18 protein-coding genes and 1 pseudogene are annotated in these 18,090 nt (G+C 62.3%); 15 read left to right on the top strand and 4 right to left on the bottom strand.

Translation table 11 applies throughout. The features are described 5' to 3' along the window. Positions 1-431: 431 nt before the first annotated feature. Positions 432-1,751, bottom strand: a complete 1,320-nt coding sequence (locus tag HBA54_RS27895; protein ID WP_167231767.1) for a S8 family serine peptidase — start codon at positions 1,749-1,751, stop codon at positions 432-434. Positions 1,752-1,880: 129 nt separating this feature from the next. Between HBA54_RS27895 and HBA54_RS27900 the strand changes: the two genes are divergently transcribed. The 5 genes from HBA54_RS27900 to HBA54_RS29800 all read left to right on the top strand — a co-directional run bounded on the left by HBA54_RS27900 (position 1,881) and on the right by HBA54_RS29800 (position 4,940). After that, positions 1,881-2,378, top strand: coding sequence for an RNA polymerase sigma factor (locus tag HBA54_RS27900; protein WP_167231771.1), 498 nt, complete (start codon positions 1,881-1,883; stop codon positions 2,376-2,378). After that, positions 2,378-3,151: a DUF3379 domain-containing protein gene (locus tag HBA54_RS27905; RefSeq protein ID WP_167231774.1), complete on the top strand. Its 774-nt coding sequence runs from the start codon at positions 2,378-2,380 to the stop codon at positions 3,149-3,151. Before HBA54_RS27900 ends, HBA54_RS27905 begins: the two co-directional genes overlap by 1 nt. Positions 3,152-3,637: 486 nt before the next feature. Next, on the top strand, positions 3,638-3,853 hold the full coding sequence (locus HBA54_RS29375; RefSeq protein ID WP_240932955.1) for a type II toxin-antitoxin system RelE/ParE family toxin: 216 nt from the start codon (positions 3,638-3,640) through the stop codon (positions 3,851-3,853). A 2-nt stretch (positions 3,854-3,855) separates the two neighbouring features. Next, entirely contained in the window at positions 3,856-4,152 is a 297-nt protein-coding gene (locus HBA54_RS27915) for a helix-turn-helix domain-containing protein (RefSeq protein ID WP_167231777.1), read from the top strand. Next, the gene (locus HBA54_RS29800; RefSeq protein ID WP_167231780.1) at positions 4,149-4,940 is read left to right on the top strand and encodes a class I SAM-dependent methyltransferase; all 792 of its coding nucleotides are present in this window, start codon (positions 4,149-4,151) and stop codon (positions 4,938-4,940) included. Before HBA54_RS27915 ends, HBA54_RS29800 begins: the two co-directional genes overlap by 4 nt. Positions 4,941-4,950: 10 nt before the next feature. Here the strand turns inward: HBA54_RS29800 and HBA54_RS27925 are convergent, their stop codons facing one another. Beyond that, entirely contained in the window at positions 4,951-5,571 is a 621-nt protein-coding gene (locus HBA54_RS27925; RefSeq protein WP_167231783.1) for a class I SAM-dependent methyltransferase, read from the bottom strand. Positions 5,572-6,237: 666 nt separating this feature from the next. Between HBA54_RS27925 and HBA54_RS27930 the strand changes: the two genes are divergently transcribed. From HBA54_RS27930 to HBA54_RS27960, 7 genes are all read left to right on the top strand, one after another. After that, the gene (locus tag HBA54_RS27930; protein WP_167231786.1) at positions 6,238-6,894 is read left to right on the top strand and encodes a hypothetical protein; all 657 of its coding nucleotides are present in this window, start codon (positions 6,238-6,240) and stop codon (positions 6,892-6,894) included. 256 nt (positions 6,895-7,150) lie between these two features. Beyond that, positions 7,151-7,723 carry an aspartyl/asparaginyl beta-hydroxylase domain-containing protein gene (locus HBA54_RS27935; protein WP_167231789.1) on the top strand — a complete coding sequence of 191 codons (573 nt, stop codon included), beginning with the start codon at positions 7,151-7,153 and terminating at the stop codon, positions 7,721-7,723. Positions 7,724-7,738: 15 nt separating this feature from the next. Beyond that, positions 7,739-8,593 (top strand): alpha/beta fold hydrolase, encoded by an 855-nt coding sequence (locus tag HBA54_RS27940; RefSeq protein WP_167231792.1) that lies wholly within the window; start codon positions 7,739-7,741, stop codon positions 8,591-8,593. Positions 8,594-8,727: 134 nt separating this feature from the next. Next, a complete protein-coding gene (locus HBA54_RS27945) occupies positions 8,728-9,825 on the top strand; it encodes a DUF1611 domain-containing protein (protein WP_167231795.1) in 1,098 nt (365 codons plus the stop codon). Continuing rightward, the gene (locus tag HBA54_RS27950) at positions 9,822-11,501 is read left to right on the top strand and encodes an ATP-binding cassette domain-containing protein (protein ID WP_167231798.1); all 1,680 of its coding nucleotides are present in this window, start codon (positions 9,822-9,824) and stop codon (positions 11,499-11,501) included. Before HBA54_RS27945 ends, HBA54_RS27950 begins: the two co-directional genes overlap by 4 nt. Positions 11,502-11,518: 17 nt before the next feature. Next, a complete protein-coding gene (locus HBA54_RS27955; protein ID WP_167231801.1) occupies positions 11,519-13,096 on the top strand; it encodes a sensor histidine kinase in 1,578 nt (525 codons plus the stop codon). Positions 13,097-13,509: 413 nt separating this feature from the next. Beyond that, complete coding sequence (locus HBA54_RS27960; RefSeq protein WP_167231805.1) at positions 13,510-14,187, top strand: response regulator transcription factor; 678 nt, start codon at positions 13,510-13,512, stop codon at positions 14,185-14,187. 13 nt (positions 14,188-14,200) lie between these two features. Here HBA54_RS27960 and HBA54_RS27965 read toward each other — a convergent pair whose 3' ends face one another. Both HBA54_RS27965 and HBA54_RS27970 read right to left on the bottom strand, forming a co-directional pair. Next, on the bottom strand, positions 14,201-15,058 hold the full coding sequence (locus HBA54_RS27965; protein WP_167231809.1) for a branched-chain amino acid aminotransferase: 858 nt from the start codon (positions 15,056-15,058) through the stop codon (positions 14,201-14,203). A gap of 181 nt (positions 15,059-15,239) precedes the next feature. After that, on the bottom strand, positions 15,240-15,872 hold the full coding sequence (locus HBA54_RS27970; protein WP_167231812.1) for a S24 family peptidase: 633 nt from the start codon (positions 15,870-15,872) through the stop codon (positions 15,240-15,242). A 263-nt stretch (positions 15,873-16,135) separates the two neighbouring features. On the opposite strand from HBA54_RS27970, the gene HBA54_RS27975 reads away from it, so the two are divergent. From HBA54_RS27975 to HBA54_RS27985, 3 genes and pseudogenes are all read left to right on the top strand, one after another. Continuing rightward, on the top strand, positions 16,136-16,483 hold the full coding sequence (locus HBA54_RS27975; RefSeq protein WP_167231815.1) for a DUF952 domain-containing protein: 348 nt from the start codon (positions 16,136-16,138) through the stop codon (positions 16,481-16,483). Positions 16,484-16,517: 34 nt separating this feature from the next. After that, positions 16,518-17,600, top strand: coding sequence for a quinone-dependent dihydroorotate dehydrogenase (locus HBA54_RS27980; RefSeq protein WP_240932956.1), 1,083 nt, complete (start codon positions 16,518-16,520; stop codon positions 17,598-17,600). Between the two features lie 333 nt (positions 17,601-17,933). Continuing rightward, positions 17,934-18,090: pseudogene (locus HBA54_RS27985) on the top strand (IS5/IS1182 family transposase); the annotation flags it as partial.

Genomic DNA, 18,090 nt, shown 5'->3' on the forward strand with positions numbered 1-18,090 from the left:
CCTCGTCCGCGCCAATCTCATGCACCGAAAGCGCATCGACCGCCTGATCCAGTCCGATCCAGAGCCTCCGATCAACCCCGATCAGATGGTCCTCCAGTGGGCCTAGTCTTAACCGGACACCAGTGGGACAAGCCCGGGCATGACAATGGCGTGTGGGGGGCGATCGGGCGTATTGCTGCCCGCTGGAACGAGAAACCATTTACCCCTCATCCCGACCCTCTCCCACAAGGGGAGAGGGGAAATCAAAGGCACCTGTTTACCCTCTCCTGCTTAACCTCTTTTACTGACGGAGGTGCGGGTTCTGAAGTGCCGCTCGCATTTCCCTCTCCCCTTGTGGGAGAGGGAGGGTGAGGGTTTTTTTGTTTCGGGCTCCAGCAGGCGGTTCGGGATAAGAGATCTGAAGGTTACCGAAGGCACCCAAACTCCGGAGTTCAGCAGCGGCCTTCCGGCACGCGCAGCAGGCCCCAACCGAAGACGTCGTCGCGCCCGGCGGCGCCGAGGTCTTCGGCGCTCCGGTTGAGCAGGCTGCGTGCTTCGCCCGGGCCGGTGCCGGGGCGTGCGCGGGTGTGCAGCAAGGCGGCGGCGGCAAAGGGCACGGCGAAGCTGGTGCCGGTCCAGGTCGTGAAGCCGTTTTTGGCGTCCGCCGACCAGACATCGACGCCGGGCGCCGCCAGCTCAACATAAGCGCCACGGTTGGCGCTGCGATAGAGACGCTTTCGTGCGTCGATGGCGGTTACCGCCAGGACCTCGGCATAGGCGGCCGGATAGGCCGGGTCGCTGCGCGGCCCGCCGTTGCCGGCGGCGGCCACGAGGTTGACTCGTTTGACCGCCTCCTTGATGCCGTTTTCCAATACCTCATTGGCTGTGCCGCTCAAGCTGAAGGCGATGACCTGGGCTTGCGCGTCGATGGCCCAGTCCATGGCACGCAGGATCGCCAGCGCATCGGTTCTGACCTTGTCCTTATAGAGATAGAAGACTTCTGCGGCCAAAAGCTGGGCGCCTGGGGCTAGTGTCGGCATCTCCGCGGGCGCCTGGCCGACCAGCAGGGCGGCGATGGCGGTTCCGTGGTCGGCGTCGGCTGCCGTGCTGTCGTCCGGGCGAAAACTCCTGGTCACCACCGAGGCGCCCCTCAGGACCGGATGGCCGGTGTCGACCGCAGTGTCTATGATCGCGATCCGCCCTCCCTCGGTGCAGGCCGATCCGCTGGCGGATTCCAGCCCGACCAGCCGCGCAGACCAGCATTGTTCGCCGAGGCAGCGGCCACCGCCGCTGGTGTAGAGGTGGTTGAAGTCGAAGCGAACGCCCGGTCGCGTCGTGCGGGCCAGATCCAAAGCCTCGTCCATGTCGAGGCCGGACGGGACCGAAAGGCGTGAAACGGAGGTTCCAAGCGCGGGCAGGCTGAAGTTTCCCGCCGAGCTGAACCCAACGATCTCCAAAGCGGCGATATCGAGGGCGTTCAGTCCGACGCCGATGATTTCGCGATCTATGAAATCGCGGTCGGCGCCGGAATCGCCTCCGAAGAAATTGAACAGGCCTGGTCCGTTGTCCCGGCCGCCGCTATCGCGGCCCCCGCCGCCGCCCCCGCCCCGGCTGCCGCCACGGTCGTCGTCATCGTCATCGTCGTCGTCACCATCGTCGTCATCGTCATCATCGTCGGCCTCAGCCACCGACCAAAGATAGCCATCGCCGCCGTTCGGCAGAACCAGGGCCGGCATAAGCCAGATGGCGAGCAGGATGAAGAATATGCGCATTCTCTGAATTCCTTGATGACCGCGTTCTACAAAGGCACAACGTAGGGAATTGGAAAAAAATCCATGTAGTTTGGAATATTGGTGCGATGGCTGCGTTATCCCACAAATAGAAGGCAGGGTGGACCGTCTATGTACGACGACATCAAGTCCGAGATGGTTGCTCTGGTACCGCGACTGCGGCGCTTTGGCTACTCACTGTCCGGATCCAGGGACGAAGGAGAAGATCTCGTGCAGACAGCCTGTTTGAAGGCATTGGGCAAACTGGACCAGTTTCAGCCGGGCACACGGCTCGACAGCTGGATGTTCCGTATCGTCCAAACCACCTGGATCGACCGGGTTCGCAGCCGCAGCCGCCGGGCGGAGGTCAGCGATCCTGACGATTTTGCCCGTGTTTCGGATGATGGCAAGGGGGCGCGGGTCGCTGAGGGCCGAATGACCCTGGCGAAAGTGCGCGAAAGAATGAAGGCCTTGCCTGAAGATCAGCGGGCCGTTCTCGCCTTGGTTGCGATTGAAGGTTATTCCTACAAGGCTGCGGCTGAGGCCCTGGAAATCCCTGTGGGTACCGTGATGAGCAGGCTGGCGCGGGCGCGCTCCAAGCTTCTGCCGCTGCTGAAGGAGAACAACTGATGCCCGGAAACCTGACGAGCGAGCAGATTGCAGCCTATGTCGACGGCAGTCTCGACGAGGCGGAGGCGGCGGCGGTTGCCGAGGCTATCGAGAAAGATGCCGAGGCCCGGGCTTATGCGGAGGAAGTGCGGGAAGCCAATCGGCTGCTGCGCGAGGCTTTCGATGGGCCGATGGCCGAACCGGTTTCCGCCGAGCTGCGCGATACCATTCTTGGGTCTGATCTTGAATCTGGCGATGCCGCGCCACGCGGCGAGGTGGTCGATTTTGCCAAAGCACGCGAAGCCCGCAGGCCCTGGGTCGGTATGGCCCTGGCTGCCAGTATCGCCTTGGTCGTCGGGATCACGTCGACGGCGGTCTTCTTTCCGGGCGGCCCGGATCAGCCGGCGCCCCTGGTGGCTGTGGGGCCGACCCCCAGCACTGGTCTCCTGCATACCGCGCTCGAGAGTCTGGCGAGCGGCGAGGTTTCCGAGGAGGGTGTGCAGCTGATGCTGACATTCCGCGACGGCGCGGACCGCATCTGCCGTGAGTTCGAACTGGCCGGAAAAGCGGCGAACACGATGGATTTCGGGATCGCTTGCCGCGGCGGCGGCGATAGCGGCTGGCAGGTCGAGATCGTCGTTACCGGGCCGGCGTTAGAAGCGAATCCTGACGGGATCGTTCCTGCCTCGGGGCCCGCCGAGGATGCCTTGAATGCCATGCTCGATGCGCTTGGGGCGCAGCCTGCCCTGGGCCCCGCGGAGGAAGCGGATCTCCTGAAGAACGGTTGGCGCTAGATTCTGATCGCTTCGGTCAGAAGCCGAAAGGCTTCAAAAACACTTTCGATTTGAACCGTATTTAGTTCGGTTTTTTCCGGTGAACTTCGGCCCCCGCGATGCCCAAACCGGGCCGCGGGGGTCAGGTTTTCTGGGCGCTTCCTTGTAGTTCTTGGCGAGGCTTTCCAGAATAGCATCGTGGGACAAACACTGCGGTGCCTGCCCCCAGGCTTCGCCGGGCAGCGATAGGAATACAGACAGCGCCAGAAACGCTGCCCGAACGATGTTGAGTATTTTCAGGATTCCCTATATTTATAACCCAATGGGGCAAAGAAAACTCTTAAAAATTGTAGCCCAATGGGTTATATAATATGCAGGAACCAGAAAGAACTAAACACCGTCGTAGAAACCGCCGCCTTTGCCAGCCGCGCCAAGGGCCGGATGTCGTAAGAAGAGGTCAAAGAGCTTATCGACCTGCTGGCAGCAGACCCCAAGGCTGGTGCCGTCATGAAAGAAACCGGCGGCATCCGTAAGGTTCGTTTCGCCACCCAGGGCAAAGGCAAAAGCGGCAGCGTTCGGGTCGCCTACTACTTCTACAACGAAACTCTGCCGGTCTTTCTGTTGACCGTCTTCGCCAAGAATGAGAAGGACAATCTCAGCAAGGATGAACGCAACAAACTCAGGAGGCTCGTCACCGCAATCCGTGAAACCTATGGAATATGATAATGGCCAAGGAAGCCTTTGAGACTATCGAAACGGGCCTTAAAGACGCCCTCGCCTTCGCAAAGGGCGACAAGTCTAAGGCCAAGCCCCGCACCGTAGAAGTGCCCGCCGTGGACGTCGCGGCAGCGCGCAAGAAAACCGGGCTGTCTCAGGATAAGTTCGCGCATATCTTCGGTATCAGCCCCTCTACCCTCAGGAAATGGGAACAGGGGCAGCGCCACCCAAGAGGCCCGGCACTCGTGCTGCTGAACGTCATTGCCAAAGAGCCTAAAGCGGTTCTGCGGGCGCTGGGCAAGTGAACCGTCTCAAGGTCTTCGTCAAACGGGCAATTCTGATTAGTCGCTTTTATTGGCCAAGACTGAAGACCGGCGCTCGCTGGCTGCTCCACTCGCGCGAAACGACAAATCACACTTACTGCCTGACGGCCCGGAACAAAGAACATTTGGCGTTCGCTCTGTCCATCGCGACCGGCTCCAGCCCAGCTACAGTACGGCAGTATTTCTCAGAGATCGAAACAGACGCAGCACTACGATCATTCATCGCAGACCAGATTCGTCAGAGCCCCCATCGCAACAAGGCTGACCCCGAAGCACGTTACGGGCGCAGATTGGTGTGGTATGCGGCGGCGCGGATACTCAAGCCAACCACCATAGTTGAAACCGGCGTGGATAAGGGCCTGGGGTCAGTCGTTCTCTGTGCCGCGCTCCGACGCAATGCTATTGAGGGCCATCCGGGCCGCTACTTCGGGACCGATATCAATCCAGAGGCGGGCTACCTATTGCAGCCACCATACAGCGAGGTCGGAACGATATTGTATGGTGACTCCATCGAAAGCCTAACCAAATTGACCGATTCTATCGGCCTATTTGTAAACGATAGCGACCACTCTCAGGACTATGAGCGACGGGAATATGAGTGTATCGAAAGCAGGCTTTCAGGAGATTCGCTGATTATCGGCGACAACGCCCATGCTACAGATACGCTTGCAAACTTTTCCGAAGAACGCGGGCGACAATTCCTCTTTGCCGGAGAGCAGCCCGTCAATCACTGGTATCCCGGGGCAGGTGTTGGCCTGTCATTCAAATAGCCGATCAGTTTTATCTGATAGAGGTTGAAGGTTTCAGGGCATCGATGATGAGTGAGGAGTAGTTAATCTCTGTTGGTGTGTTCCTTGGATCGTACCGCCTGGACCTCATAACTCTGCCGCCTTCATCTGACCATGGCTTCTCATGAAACACTCCGGCAGAATCAAAGAACTCCAAAGATTCGGTAGCGAACCCGACGCCTTCCAACAGGGGGCGTAAGGAATCTATTGTGTAAAGCACTTTGTGGTCAGCCGCCCCAGGACCAGAACCATTGACCTTGACTGCATCAATGTAGCCCTTGTCTGGATGATAACCGTCAGGGACCGCAACTCGGAACCTGCCACCAGGGCCAAGGTGGTCGAATGCCAGCCGCAGCGCTTCGCGAGTCTCTGCTGGCGTCAAGTGTTCAAGAACATGTTCACAGAAGAGACTGTCAATCTGCCCGGCTCTACAAAAGGCATCCCAACTGGCCGCCTTTGTAATATCCAGATCCCAAATGTTTGTTGAGATCCAACCTTCGGGAACCTTCCGACCCGCCCCCAACATCACGCGAAGCGGTGCGCCGCTGCGAAGCGCCTTGCGGGCCCGTTGATGCGGTAGCATGAAAAGTATGCGCTTTAGAAGTTTTCGCATTGACGCGCCTGAGTTGAAACGACAGCGTCCAATTCTACACTAGCATCACCCCATATCAACGATTCCCTACGTTTCAATCATATGGTTCAGGACCAAGTAAGGCGGCATGTTGTTGTGCGGTGAACCAGACCCTGAAGTCGTAGTTGACCTCTGAGGACCGGAACTAAAAACACCGTTTTGGTTTGCGCCAGATTGAACGCCAAAACCCGAGAAAACGCTGTGAGTATGTGGGCCATTTTCGGCCCCACTCTTCTCTGCCAATGCATGGGCCGTAGCATCCGCAGCGTCACCCGTTCCGACACCAATTGGCACCCTACCCCGCAAGTCAGGCAGGTTAAACGTGGTAGCGGGAGGTCAGGTCGCCAGGAACCGTGAACGAGGTTGCTGAATCGAACGACGGCGCGTCACCCTAATTGAACCACTCGGCATCTTCCACGTGACGACGAACAGCCGCCTCCAGTGTGTTGAGCACCTCTGGCTCCTTACCGCCGCTCATCGATCCAGCCATGCGTGCTGACGCGAAAAAATTTGAAATAGTGCCGGTTTTCTGGGCCTTTCAGAGCTTTTCTTTAGTTTCTGAAATTCGCCGGAATATTCCGTCGGCACGGTCGTTCTCCTGATAACAGACGCCCTAGGGGCCTCAGTTACCGACCAGGAGATGATACGATGAAACGCTTTCTTCCCGTGATGCTCGCCTTGCCGCTCGCCGCCTGCTCAGCCGGTGGCGATTTTCAGCTCCCCTCGATTTCTTCCCTGTCTTCCGTGTTTGCGCCCGCGAGCCCGTCGACCCAGGATCTCTCCGGTTCGATAAAGCCGGTCGCTCGCTCGGCGGCCGATGACCTCAGCAGCATGACGGTCACCAGCCTGATGGACGGCAGCCGCAAGACCTACACGGTGCGCCCCTATGGCAACGGCATCCGGGTGCGCGAGAGCAATGGTTGTGTATGGACCCGGTCGGACGACTGGTTCTCCCCCTCGGACAGCTGGGCCAACTGCGGCGATTCGAAGAACTGGCACACGGCGCGGGCCAAGGTGCGGGAACTGGATTCTTTGTATCCCCTGAAGGTCGGCAGCGTCGGCCGCTACGAACGCCGCGCGGTTTCCAGCAGCGGCCGCAGTTACACCCGTGAGACACGTTGCGAAGTGACCAATGCGGTTGACGTGCTGCGGCCCGGGCAGGCGGCGACGCCGGCCTATGTCGTGGTCTGCAAGGACACCCGCCGCACGCGCACAACCTGGTTCGCGCCGGGCGAGGGACCCATTGCCTACCGCGAAGTGCACCGGCGCAACGGCGTCGAGGTCGCCTGGCTTCGCGCCGACTGAATCCCGCCGACTGAAATCCCTGGGCTGCCCGGCAAGATGAAAGCCATCTGAATTTGCCGTGAACGGGCGCCCAACAGGGCATGACGAAAACCCGAAATAGATATTAAAAAACATACAGTTAGTTGCGTTTTTGTTGAGTGAAGCTTACTTGCTGTCCCAACAAGCCCAGGCCGCGCCTCTGAGCGGTTGACGCAAGACACAACACGACAGCCTGACAGGAAGACTTTGGTCCTGCAGAGCTCACGAGGAGATCGCTATGAAGTACTTCCGTTGCATCAAACCGGCCATCGACCCGACGCCCTTTCTGAATGAAATCGCCGCCATTGAAGGCGCCTGGGACGGATCGACCGGCCGGCAGGAAAAGATCAAGGTTCAGCGTGAGGCGCTTTCCATTCCGCTGCGCGGTCTGCGCAAGTCCGCAATCGGTGAGCGCAAGCGCCGGGATGTGCATGAGAGCCGTTGGACCACCATGTCGAAACTCTATCCGGTTGCGCGCAGCTTCCTGCGGGACTTTGCAAAGGACCAGGACAGTCTGCTCAGCCGGGCCAAGATTGTCTGCCTGCCCGCCGGCCGCCGCGTCTATCCGCACATCGACCGCGGCGATTACTACAAGCTGCGCAATCGTTTCCATCTGGTGCTGCGTTCAACCGCGGGCTCCTGGCTGAAAGCCGGCGAGGAGGAAATCCGCATGCAGGAGGGCGAACTCTGGTGGTTCGACAACAAGCAGGTCCACGAAGCCTTCAATGACGGCGACCAGGACCGCATCCACATGATCTTCGATCTGCTGCCCCGCACCGAGGCCGCCAAGGTCTTCGGCGAAGCCGCCTAGAAAGAAAGAGAAACCATGACCGTTATTAACTCCCAAGCCGCGACCGCTCCCTCGGCGATGGGCTTTACGCTCCAGCGCCGCTCTGCCAAAGGCCGCGGCGCCCTGGGCTGCTGGCTCGCACTGCCGGGTGAAATGGCGGCCGATGCGACGCCGCTGGTTGCTGTGCACGGCATTCAGCGCCGTGCCCGTGATCAAGCCAGGTTCTTTGGCGAGCGCGCAGCCGCGCTTGGCCGGCCGGTTATCGCCCCTTTGTTCGATGAAAACCACTGGCCGCACTATCAACAGGTCGTGCGCAAAAAGCGCGCCGATCTTGCCCTCCTTGCGCTGATGATGGAACTGCGGCTGGCGGGTGTCTGGAAGACGCGAAAGTTCGATCTCGCCGGCTATTCCGGCGGCGCCCAGTTCGCCCATCGCTTTGCGATGCTCTATCCCCAGCTTGTATCGCGGCTCACGGTGGCCTCGGCCGGTTGGTACACTTTCCCCGATAAGGCGACCTATCCCTACGGCCTGTCTGCGCGGCCGGGGCGGAGCGACGATTGGGGGCCGCGTCTTGCCGCCGGGCTCGATCAGTTCCTGCGGATTCCGGTGCAGGTCTGCGTCGGTGCCGATGACAACATTCAAGACCCCAACACCCGCAGCGGCCCGGAAATCGACCGGCAGCAGGGTAAGGATCGTGTGACGCGCGGCATACACTGGGCTGAATCCCTGCGTGAAGCGGCTGAAGCCCGGGGTCTTACGCCGGCGGTCGAGTTCGATCTGCTGTCCGACTGTGGTCACGACTTTCGTGCCTGCGTCCAGCGCGGCGGCCTCGACCGACTGGTCCTGCCGTCAAGTGAAACGGCGCCGGCGATCACCGCCAAGGCTGGTTGAGAAGGGCGCGTTCAGATGTCGTTCATGTTGGGTTAGATGCCCTTTCATCAGCGCGACAGGCGCCCTTCAACAAAGTTCATCATTGTCACAAACAACGATTAATCAGCTGATTTATCAATTTAGGAGCTAGCAAAATGACCCTTCACACTCCCATTACCCAGGACTTGCTGACCCGCGCGAAGTGGGCGTTCTCCACCCGCCGCGTCCGGCGCCAGGATGCTCTGCGTCTGAATGAGACGCTTGGCGGGGCTGTGTCCGGCGATCTCGTGCTTGGCCGTGTGGAAAGCATCGGTTCCCACAAGAAAATCCAGCTGGCCGAAGGCCGCGCCTCGGAACTCTACGTCGGCGACCTTGTGGTCCTCGCTTGCGGCGCCCGCTATGCCCCGGATCAGTTCGAGGGTCTGGCCGAGCTTGATCCCGAAGGCGCCGACATGCTGGCCGGCGGCGGTGTGCTGGGGCGTATGCGTCATCGCCATGCCCGCATGTCCGCCCCGACCCGTGTCGTGCCGCTTGGTCTGCTGACCCACGCTTCCGGCAGGGTGATGAACCTCGCCAGCTATGCCCTGCCCGCGGCCGACAGGCCGGCCGCTATGATGGTGATCGGTGTCGTCGGTGCCTCGATGAATTCCGGCAAGACCACGGCGGTCGCGCGCCTTGCCCATGGCCTCAGCCGCGCCGGCCATCAGGTCGCGGCGATCAAGGCCACCGGTACCGGCGCCTTCGGTGACTTCAATGCTTTTTCCGACACCGGCGCCAGCTACGTCGCCGATTTCACCGACGCCGGCATGGTCTCTACCTATCGCCAGCCCCTGGCGCGAATCGAAGCGGGCTTGGATACGCTTTTGGCCCATGCCGAGCGTGAAGGCTGCGAGGTTGCCGTGGTCGAACTGGCCGACGGCGTGTTCCAGAAAGAGACGGCCGATCTGCTGAAAAACCCCAAGGTCCGCGACAGCTTCGCCGGGGTGCTTTTTGCCGCCCCCGACGCGCTGGCCGCCGCCGGTGGCTGTGCGGCCCTGCGGGCGATGGGTGTCGAACCCGCCGTTGTGACCGGGATGGTCAGCTGCTCGCCGCTCGGTGCCCGCGAAGCGGAGGCCGCCACCGGTGTGCGTGTCGTCACCCGCGATGCCTTGAGCGACCCGGCGCAGGCCAACGCTCTTCTGGCGCGTTTGCTCGACAGCAACGAGCGTCAGGGTGTGTCTCTGGGCATCGCAGAGGTCGGAGTTGCGGCATGAGCCGACTGCCGCGCATCATCGGCGAGAACCGTGGCCGGAGCATCGCTCTGGTCGCGGTCCTTGCCCTGGGCCAAGCCGCCGCCGCCGGGGTAGCGGCCTTTGCGACCCGCGATGTCTTCGCCGCCTTCCGCGATGACTCCGCCATCCTGCCGCTGCTGGCGTTGGCGGCTGTTGCGGCAGCCGGACTTGCAATCGCACTGTTGCGCGTTGGCGAGAGAGTGGTGGCCGAGCGTGTCGGCCAGAACTATGCCGCGTCGCTGCGCCTGAAACTCTTTGCCCATCTGACCGAGATGTCGGCGCGCGATGTCGCCGCCCGGCGCAATGGTGGATTGGCGATGCGCTTTGTCGGCGACCTGGCGGCGGTGCGTGGTTGGGTCAGCCTTGGCATCGCCCGTCTGGTTTCCGCCAGCATCGTGCTGCCGGTGGCGACCGGCGTGCTCTTTTTGTTGAACGTCAATCTCGGCATTGCTGCCTCGATCCCCATTGTCTTGGGTCTCGGGGTTATGATTCTCGCCGGGCCTCGCCTGGGGCCGGCCCATAAGCGCCTGCGGAGCCGTCGCGCCCGCCTGGCCGCTGATATGAGCGAGCGGATTCCCCATGCGCCTGAACTGCGCCTGCTGGGGCGCATCCGTACGGAAAAGGCGCATCTTCTGCGCCGTACCGAAAAGCTGATCGCTTCGGCCATGGCGCGGGCACGTGGCGCCGCGGTGCTGCGGGCGGTCCCCGATGTGGTATCGGGTTTTGCCGCGGCAAGCCTCTTCCTGATGGCGCTCAGCAGCGGCGTGGCGGCGGCCGAGGCCGCCGGCGCTCTGGCGGCGGTCGGCTTGATGGTTCAGCCGATGCGCGACCTTGCCGGTGTCTGGGATCGCCACCGCGCCTGGGTCGCCGCAAGGGATAAATGTGAAGCGCTGTTGGCCGCACCGAAGCTGAAGCGCGCGGCCCTGCAGGGGCGCGATCCTCTCGAGAATGCGCCGCCGCCGCTGCGCTTTGCCGAGGTGTCGGCGGGTGCTCTGGAAAACGTTACGGTCGCGGCGTCGCCGGGACAGAAAATCGCCATCGTCGGCGGTAACGGCGCCGGCAAGTCTACGCTGATCAGCCTGGCGGCGGGCTTGGAGCAGCCGCGTGACGGCGCGGTTACGCTCGGTGGTCTTCCGCCCAGCAGCCTGGGTGCCGCGGAACGCCGGCGCATGATTACCCTGGTCGGCGTGCGCTCGCCGATTCTGGCCGGCAGTCTGCGCCGTGCCCTGATCATGGGTGTTGCCGAGCAACCCGGCGACGAGGCGATCCTGGCCGAAGCCGAGGCCTTCGGGCTGAAAGAGGTGATTGTCCGGCTCGGTGGCCTCGACGGCAAGCTCGCCGAGGGCGGGCGCAACCTTTCCGCCGGCGAGGTCAGGCGGGTATTGCTGACCCGGGCGGCGCTTTCAGGCTCGAAACTCATGCTGCTGGATGAGCCGGACGATGCCCTGGATGTCGAAGGTCCGGAGCTGGTCGAGCGGCTGGTACGGCAAAGCGATGCCACCGCCCTCATTATTACCCATAATCTCGCTCTCGCTCGGCGTATGGATACGCTATGGTTCATCGAGGACGGGCGAATCCTGGAAACCGGTTCGCCGGCCGACCTTCTCGCGGGTAACGGCCCGGCAGCGCGCTTCTTCGCGCCGCGCTGCGCGGCCTGACGAAAAGAGGAGAGACCTTGCGGTATCTGACCAAGCTTACGCTGTCCTTCAGCGTTCTGTTGACGATCGCTCTGGTCAGTGCGTTTCTCGCTTTCTGGTCGGCACGCTCGGCGGAGTATCACCTGGAGCGCTCGCATCTCGCGCACCGGGTTCATGAACAGTACCTCTCGCTGTCGAGCCATACCTATCAGCTCTTCAAGCAGTTCGGCGACGCCATGCTGATCGGCGACCGCGACCAGGGCACCGGCGAAGCGCGCCTTCTGGGGGAGATCCGCAACGATATCACCCAGCTGCGATCCTTGATCGCCGAAGAAGTGAAGATGGTTGGCGATGAGGAAGTCGAAGAGCTTCAGTTATTGTCGCGGATCGAGTGGCAGATACAGTATTTGTTGAGGGAATTCTCCCGCCTGCAGGAGAGTGGGGCGGCGCCGGAGTCGTTGGCCTATAAGACACAGCTGTCGGAGATTCTCGACGAAAAGATCGACGCGGATTTTCAGATCCTCATCGCCGAAGCCCTGGTCGGGGAACAGGCCGAGGTCGATGAGACGGAGGTCGAACTGCGGGCGGCCATCGCCCTTTTCCAAAACTCCGCCGTGATCGCCGGATTGATGGCTGCGATTACCGCGCTCTTCGGGATCGTCCTTTTGCGTCGCGGCCTGACCAGGCCCTTGCAGCGCCTTCTGGAAGGGGCCGAGGCTGTCGGCCACGGCGAGCTCGACCATCGCATCGAGGTCTCGGGCGGTACGGAGCTTGATCGCGTGGCGGAGGCCTTCAATCAGATGATCGCCAAGGTGGCCGAGCGGCAGGATTCACTGAGCGCCTCGCGCGACGCCCTGGAGTTGGAAGTGTCACGCCGCACGGCGCAGCTCGAAAAACTGCTGCAGACCCTGCGCCAGACGGAAGCCAACCGCAAAAGGCTCCTGGCCGATGTCAGCCATGAGCTGCGCACGCCTTTGACCATCATTCGCGGCGAGGCCGATGTCGCCCTGCGTGGCGGTGATCGGGATGCCGGGGAGTACCGTGAAGTGCTGCTCCGCACCCGTGAAGCGGCCGATCACACCGCCCGTATCGTCGACGATCTGCTGTTCGTTGCCCGCCAGGAGAACGGCGAAATCCGTATCAATCCCCAGGCTGTCGATCTCGAGGAACTGGTCAGGCGCGCCGTGGCCGCCGGCCGGGCACTCGGCGAGACCGACAAGGATGTGACGCTTGAAACAGCGGTAACCTCGGCCAAGGTACGGGCCGACCCGCGTCGCATCCAGCAGGTCATCACCATCCTTCTTGAGAATGCTTTGCGTTACGGCGGCGAGGAGATCAAGGTGCGCCTCGATCAGGCGCCGGGTGGCTTTGCCGTCACCGTGATCGATGACGGGCCGGGGCTGACGGAAGAAGAGCGGGAGCACGTCTTCGAGCGCTTTTTTCGCGGCTCCAACGCGGCTCTTCGCTATGACGGCGGCGCCGGGCTGGGCCTTCCCGTGGCCAAGGCTATCGTTGAGGCCCACGGCGGGCACATCGCCCTGACAAGCGAGCCGGGCAAGGGCGTGCAGGCGCGCTTTACGCTGCCCGCCCGCCCGCGGCTTGCGGCCGCTTCCTGACAAAACAGACCCCGATTGCAGAGAGTCTGTCCGAAGCGATTCATCGATCCGGAAAACCCGCTCTCGTGACTGAAATCCGAAATTCGCCGCGTTGCGTTACGGCTTCTAAAGAACACCCATTATTCTTTCTATGATGTGATAAATCCCAACTACACCGGGGCTTGCGCGCCCTATCTTGGGGTCATCACGCCGAAGCCTGTGCCCGCCCGCTCGCAAAGCGGTCGTGGTCCCTGACTTCTTCACCGCTGCCCCTTTGTTGTCACAGCGGTGGCGGAATAGGCCACTGCGGGGATCGTTGTTGTTGTGACAAACGATTCTTGCGGTGGAAGGAACAGGGGCATGCTTCTCTCGAGACATGAGATGGTCTTGTGGCAGACTATCCAAACTTGCTTGGCCGGGGTGGGCCGCAATCAATGAATGTGCTGCTGGTGGAAGATGAGGCGCGGGTCGCGGACTTCGTCCTGCGCGGTCTGCGCGCAGAGGGTTGGATGGTGATTCATGCGCCCGATGCGGAGACGGCACTGGAGCTGACACTGCAGGAACGTTTCGACGTTGTACTGCTCGACCTGATGCTGCCGGGTCTGCCCGGCCAGGACTTTTGCCGCAAGCTCCGCGCGCGGCGCGACTACACGCCGATCCTGATTCTCTCGGCGCTCGACGCACTTGACGAGCGGGTCGAGGGCCTGCGCATCGGCGCCGACGACTACATGGTCAAACCCTTCGAGTTCGATGAGCTGATCGCCCGCGTCGAGGCCCTGGCCCGGCGCTCCGGCCGCTTTACGGCCGCCGAGCCCGAAACGGTTCTGCGGGCCGGCGCGATCGCTTTGGATCTGGAAAGCCTGGAAGCGACGGTCGACGGAGAAGTGCTGGATCTGACGGCCAAAGAACGTGAGATCCTAAAACTGTTTCTGTCGAAACCGGGCCGCGTGTTTTCACGCGAGCGCATTCTGAACAGCGTCTGGGGGGCGAGCGAAGATCCGCTGACCAACATCGTCGATGTCTATGTCGGCCGGCTGCGGCGCAAACTGAACGGCCATGGCGACCAGTTGCAGACCGTGCGCGGCGCCGGCTACCGTCTGAGCCCTAAGTAGCGCCCTGTTGCGCTCAGCCGCCCTGGGCGCCGCTGTGCGCCCAGCTCCAATAGGCCTCGCGGGCGGTGGCGTAGACCGGACCCGGCTGCAGGTGGCGGTCTTCGACCTGTGAGACGGGCACCACCTTGCCGTAGTTGCCGGTGCTGAAGACCTCGTCGGCTTCCAGCACATCCTGCCAGGTGACCTGCTTCTCGTAGACCGCGATCCCCGCCTGCTCCAGCAGGTTTGCAACGCGCTGCTTGGTGATGCCGTTCAGAAAGCAGCCGTTGGGGGCGGGGGTTATGGCCGCGCCATCCTTGGCGATCCAGATATTGGCCGTCGCCAGTTCCGCGACGTTGCCCAGGGCATCCAGCACCACCGCATTGTCGAAGCCGCGTTTGCTGGCCTCGCGCAGGGCCCGGGCCGAGTTGGGATAGAGGCAGGAGGCCTTGGCGTCGGTGGGGGCCATGGACGGCATCGGCCGGCGGAAGCTGGACAGGCAGACCGAAAAGCCGTCGCCCGACGGCAGCGGCGCCTCGTAGAGGGTGAAGCAGAACCTTGTGCTCTCCGGATCGCAGTCGACAAAGCCCGTCTCTGCCCAGAGCATGGGCCTGAGATAGAGCGCCGCGTCTTTGTCGAAATGCTTCAGGCCGTCCTGCGCCAGTTCCAGCATTTCACCGGCGTTGTGAACAGCCTGCAGACCGAAGCTCTCGGCGGAACGCACGAGGCGTTGGCAATGCAGGTCCAGATCCGGGGTTACGCCCTCAAAGGCCCTTGCGCCATCGAACACGACCGAGGCCATCCAGGCGGCATGGGTCATGGGCCCCATGATCGGGGGGTTTCCCTCGATCCACGCGCCATCCAGGAAATGCACGGCCTTTGTCGTCGTCATGGGCTGCTCTTTCTCACTGCTTTCGGGATCTGCGGCGGCTCTTCTTCGCGCAGCCTATCGGCTTGCCGCAGCCAGGAAAAGCACGACGGGGGTGTCGGGGTCTTGGAGAATCTTGCGGCCCCCGGGATGATCGATGGCAGGGTCGATCCATGGCGGGGGCGATCCGCGGCGGGCGCGCGCTTTAGTGTCCGGCCCAGGAAATGCGCGATACCCATTGTATCTGACTGGCCGGCAGGCTCCGCGCCGCCTGCTCCCGGCCGAGCGATTTTACCCAAAGCTCTCGCTCGTTGCGGTTCTGCAATTCGACAATCAGCATCTCGCCCTGCTGGGTGCGGACCAGAACCCGGTCGCCCGGTCCCGCCTCGGCGCTCGGCGAGACCACGACGATGTCGCCCTGGCGAAAGATCGGCTGCAGGCCATCGCCGGTGATCTCCAGCGCAAAGGCGTGGGGGTCGGCGACATCGGGAAAAGCGGTTTCTTCCCAATGGGCCCGCAGCGGGCGGCCCTGGGGGTCGAAGTAGCCGGGTTGTGCCGCCAGGGCGAAGCGCAGCTTTGGCAGCCGTCGGAAATTGGTCGGGTTCTGTTGGTTCTCGACCAGGCTCACGAAGTCACTGAGGGAGGCGCCGGTGGCATTTAAGACCTTGGCCAGGGATTCGGTGCTCGGCCAACGCTGCTTACCCTCTTTGGTAATGCGTTTGCTTTTGTTGAATGTCGTCGGGTCCAGACCGGCTTGCCGGGCCAGACCAGAGGGTGACAAGCCGTAGCGTGCCGCCAGGCGGTCAATCGCGCGCCATACACTTTGATGCTCAAGCATGGGAACATTGTCTTATAAATTGAGGTCTAATGCAGCAAGAACATAGTCTTAACACTAGTCGTTTCGAAAAGAACACTCTTGTGTGTTTTACTGCATTTAAGAAGAGTCTTAACTGGTTAATATTCGCCTCTGGCGCGATTTGCCCTTGTGAGCTCAAGCAGGCCGGCTTCAGGTTTGGCCGCCTCGGCCCAACGTTTTCAAGAACAACGACCGGCAGGGCCAAGAGGTTTCAAACGGCGGATTCTTGCTCTACCTTGGCGACCATGAACGACTCTGTGATTTTCCATATGTGCCGCAAGGAAGAGTGGGCTCAGGCAGAAGCCGACGGCCACTATCCCGGCTCCTCGCAGGATCAGGCCGACGGTTTCATCCATTTTTCCTCTGCAGCGCAGATCGAAGTCTCGGCCGCCAGGCATCGTGCCGGGCAGGACGGTCTGGTTTTACTGACGGTGGATGCCCTGGCGCTGGGCCCGGCCTTGAAGTGGGAGCCTTCGCGAGGCGGGGCGCTGTTCCCGCATCTTTATGGTGCGCTGCCGGTCGCAGCCGTCCGCCGGGTGGATGACCTGCCCCTCGGCCCCGACGGGCATCACATTTTTCCTGTCCTTTCCTGAAGACCGGAGACGACCGATTTCCGTTGCTGCTTCCTTGTTCGATCATCTGATCGGCCCGGCGTTGCGACTGCTGGATCCGGAGACCGCCCACGGCGTGACGCTGAAGGCGCTGGGGATGGGCCTGGGCCCGCGCGCTGAAGCGCCTGAAGATCCGATCCTCGCAATCCGGCTTTGGGGGCGCGACTTTGCAAACCCGCTGGGGCTCTCGGCCGGCTTCGACAAAGATGCTGCGGTCATGGCGCCGATGCTGCGGCTCGGCCTCGGCTTCGTCGAAGTGGGCAGCATCACGCCCAGGCCGCAGCCCGGCAATCCGAAGCCGCGGATCTTTCGCCTGCCGGAGGACGGCGCGGTGATCAACCGCCTCGGTTTCAACAACGGCGGCCTTGCACAGGCGCAGGCGCGCCTCACGGCCTTTCGCGAGCACCAGGCTGCTGGTGGGCTTCCAAGCGGGAATCGGGGGCTGGTCGGCATCAACCTCGGCAAGAACAAAGAGACTGAAGACGCTGCTGCCGACTATGAAAAAGGCGCGGCGGCGCTGGGTCCTTTGGCCGATTATCTGGTGGTGAACGTATCCTCACCCAACACGCCGGGCCTGCGCGCCCTGCAGGGCCGGGCCGAGCTGGAGGCGCTGTTGGGGCGGGTGATGGACGCCCTGCCGGCCCCTGCGCCGCCACTGCTGCTGAAGATCGCGCCCGACCTGACGGAAGAGGACAAGCAGGATATCGCGGCGGTCTGCCTAGCCCAGGGGGTTTCCGGCATTATCGCGACCAACACCACCATCCAGCGGCCGGCGTCGCTGAAGGCGGCGGCGCGCGACGAGGCGGGCGGACTTTCCGGTCGGCCGCTGTTCGCCCCGTCGACGGCGGTCTTGGCCGATCTCTACCGCCTGACCGAGGGCAGGCTGCCGCTGATCGGTGTCGGGGGGATCACCTCGGGGGCCGATGCCTACCGCAAGATCCGCGCCGGCGCCTCCCTGGTGCAGCTTTACACGGCCCTGATTTACCGCGGACCGGCCCTGGTCTGGCGGATCAAGCGCGAGCTGGCAGGACTGCTGCGTGAGGACGGGTTTGAAACGCTGGCTGCGGCGGTCGGGGCCGATCACCGCTACGGCGGTTAGACCCTTTTCGATTTAGACGGCTCCGGCCCGCACCCCCTCCCGGCCACCCATTAGGATAATTGCATTGGGTGGCCGGGAGGGGGTGCGGGCTGGCACCGCTTCGACGAAGGTCCTGGAGCAGATCCCGGTCGGATGGAATCGCCGAAGGCGATCCATCGACCGGGTGAATCTGCTCTCACTGTTTGATGTCGATCGGATTCGCATGTTTTGGCGCAACCACGAAGTGGTTCCGTCAAAACATGATCCGATCTAGCAGGCTGCTGAAAAAGGGCTCGCCGAAGTCTTTTGGTCGTGATTCTCTATGGCGTTTGGTTTGCGATCATGGAGGGCGCGATGCGGGGTGAGGATCGGGAGAGCGGAGCTCTATTTTCGTATGTGAGCTGCGAAGCGCGGGTACCGGGCGATCATCCCTTGCGGGCGATCCGGGCGATCGTGGACGAGGCGTTGGAAGTCCTCTCGCCGGAGTTCGAGCGTCTCTATTCGAAGATCG

It is taken from the genome of Pelagibius litoralis, assembly GCF_011683915.1.
Taxonomy (GTDB): domain Bacteria; phylum Pseudomonadota; class Alphaproteobacteria; order Kiloniellales; family Kiloniellaceae; genus Pelagibius; species Pelagibius litoralis.

What these genes read in the sequence shown, in the direction of transcription:
- HBA54_RS27945 (WP_167231795.1), top strand. Translation starts at nt 8,728, where the DNA reads ATGACCCTTCACACTCCCATTACCCAGGACTTGCTGACCCGCGCGAAG.
- HBA54_RS27940 (WP_167231792.1), top strand. Translation starts at nt 7,739, where the DNA reads ATGACCGTTATTAACTCCCAAGCCGCGACCGCTCCCTCGGCGATGGGC.
- HBA54_RS27950 (WP_167231798.1), top strand. Translation starts at nt 9,822, where the DNA reads ATGAGCCGACTGCCGCGCATCATCGGCGAGAACCGTGGCCGGAGCATC.
- HBA54_RS27900 (WP_167231771.1), top strand. Translation starts at nt 1,881, where the DNA reads ATGTACGACGACATCAAGTCCGAGATGGTTGCTCTGGTACCGCGACTG.
- HBA54_RS27965 (WP_167231809.1), bottom strand. Translation starts at nt 15,058, where the DNA reads ATGACGACGACAAAGGCCGTGCATTTCCTGGATGGCGCGTGGATCGAG.
- HBA54_RS27935 (WP_167231789.1), top strand. Translation starts at nt 7,151, where the DNA reads ATGAAGTACTTCCGTTGCATCAAACCGGCCATCGACCCGACGCCCTTT.
- HBA54_RS27905 (WP_167231774.1), top strand. Translation starts at nt 2,378, where the DNA reads ATGCCCGGAAACCTGACGAGCGAGCAGATTGCAGCCTATGTCGACGGC.
- HBA54_RS27960 (WP_167231805.1), top strand. Translation starts at nt 13,510, where the DNA reads ATGAATGTGCTGCTGGTGGAAGATGAGGCGCGGGTCGCGGACTTCGTC.
- HBA54_RS27930 (WP_167231786.1), top strand. Translation starts at nt 6,238, where the DNA reads ATGAAACGCTTTCTTCCCGTGATGCTCGCCTTGCCGCTCGCCGCCTGC.
- HBA54_RS27915 (WP_167231777.1), top strand. Translation starts at nt 3,856, where the DNA reads ATGGCCAAGGAAGCCTTTGAGACTATCGAAACGGGCCTTAAAGACGCC.
- HBA54_RS29375 (WP_240932955.1), top strand. Translation starts at nt 3,638, where the DNA reads ATGAAAGAAACCGGCGGCATCCGTAAGGTTCGTTTCGCCACCCAGGGC.
- HBA54_RS27975 (WP_167231815.1), top strand. Translation starts at nt 16,136, where the DNA reads ATGAACGACTCTGTGATTTTCCATATGTGCCGCAAGGAAGAGTGGGCT.
- HBA54_RS27895 (WP_167231767.1), bottom strand. Translation starts at nt 1,751, where the DNA reads ATGCGCATATTCTTCATCCTGCTCGCCATCTGGCTTATGCCGGCCCTG.
- HBA54_RS27925 (WP_167231783.1), bottom strand. Translation starts at nt 5,571, where the DNA reads ATGCGAAAACTTCTAAAGCGCATACTTTTCATGCTACCGCATCAACGG.
- HBA54_RS27970 (WP_167231812.1), bottom strand. Translation starts at nt 15,872, where the DNA reads ATGCTTGAGCATCAAAGTGTATGGCGCGCGATTGACCGCCTGGCGGCA.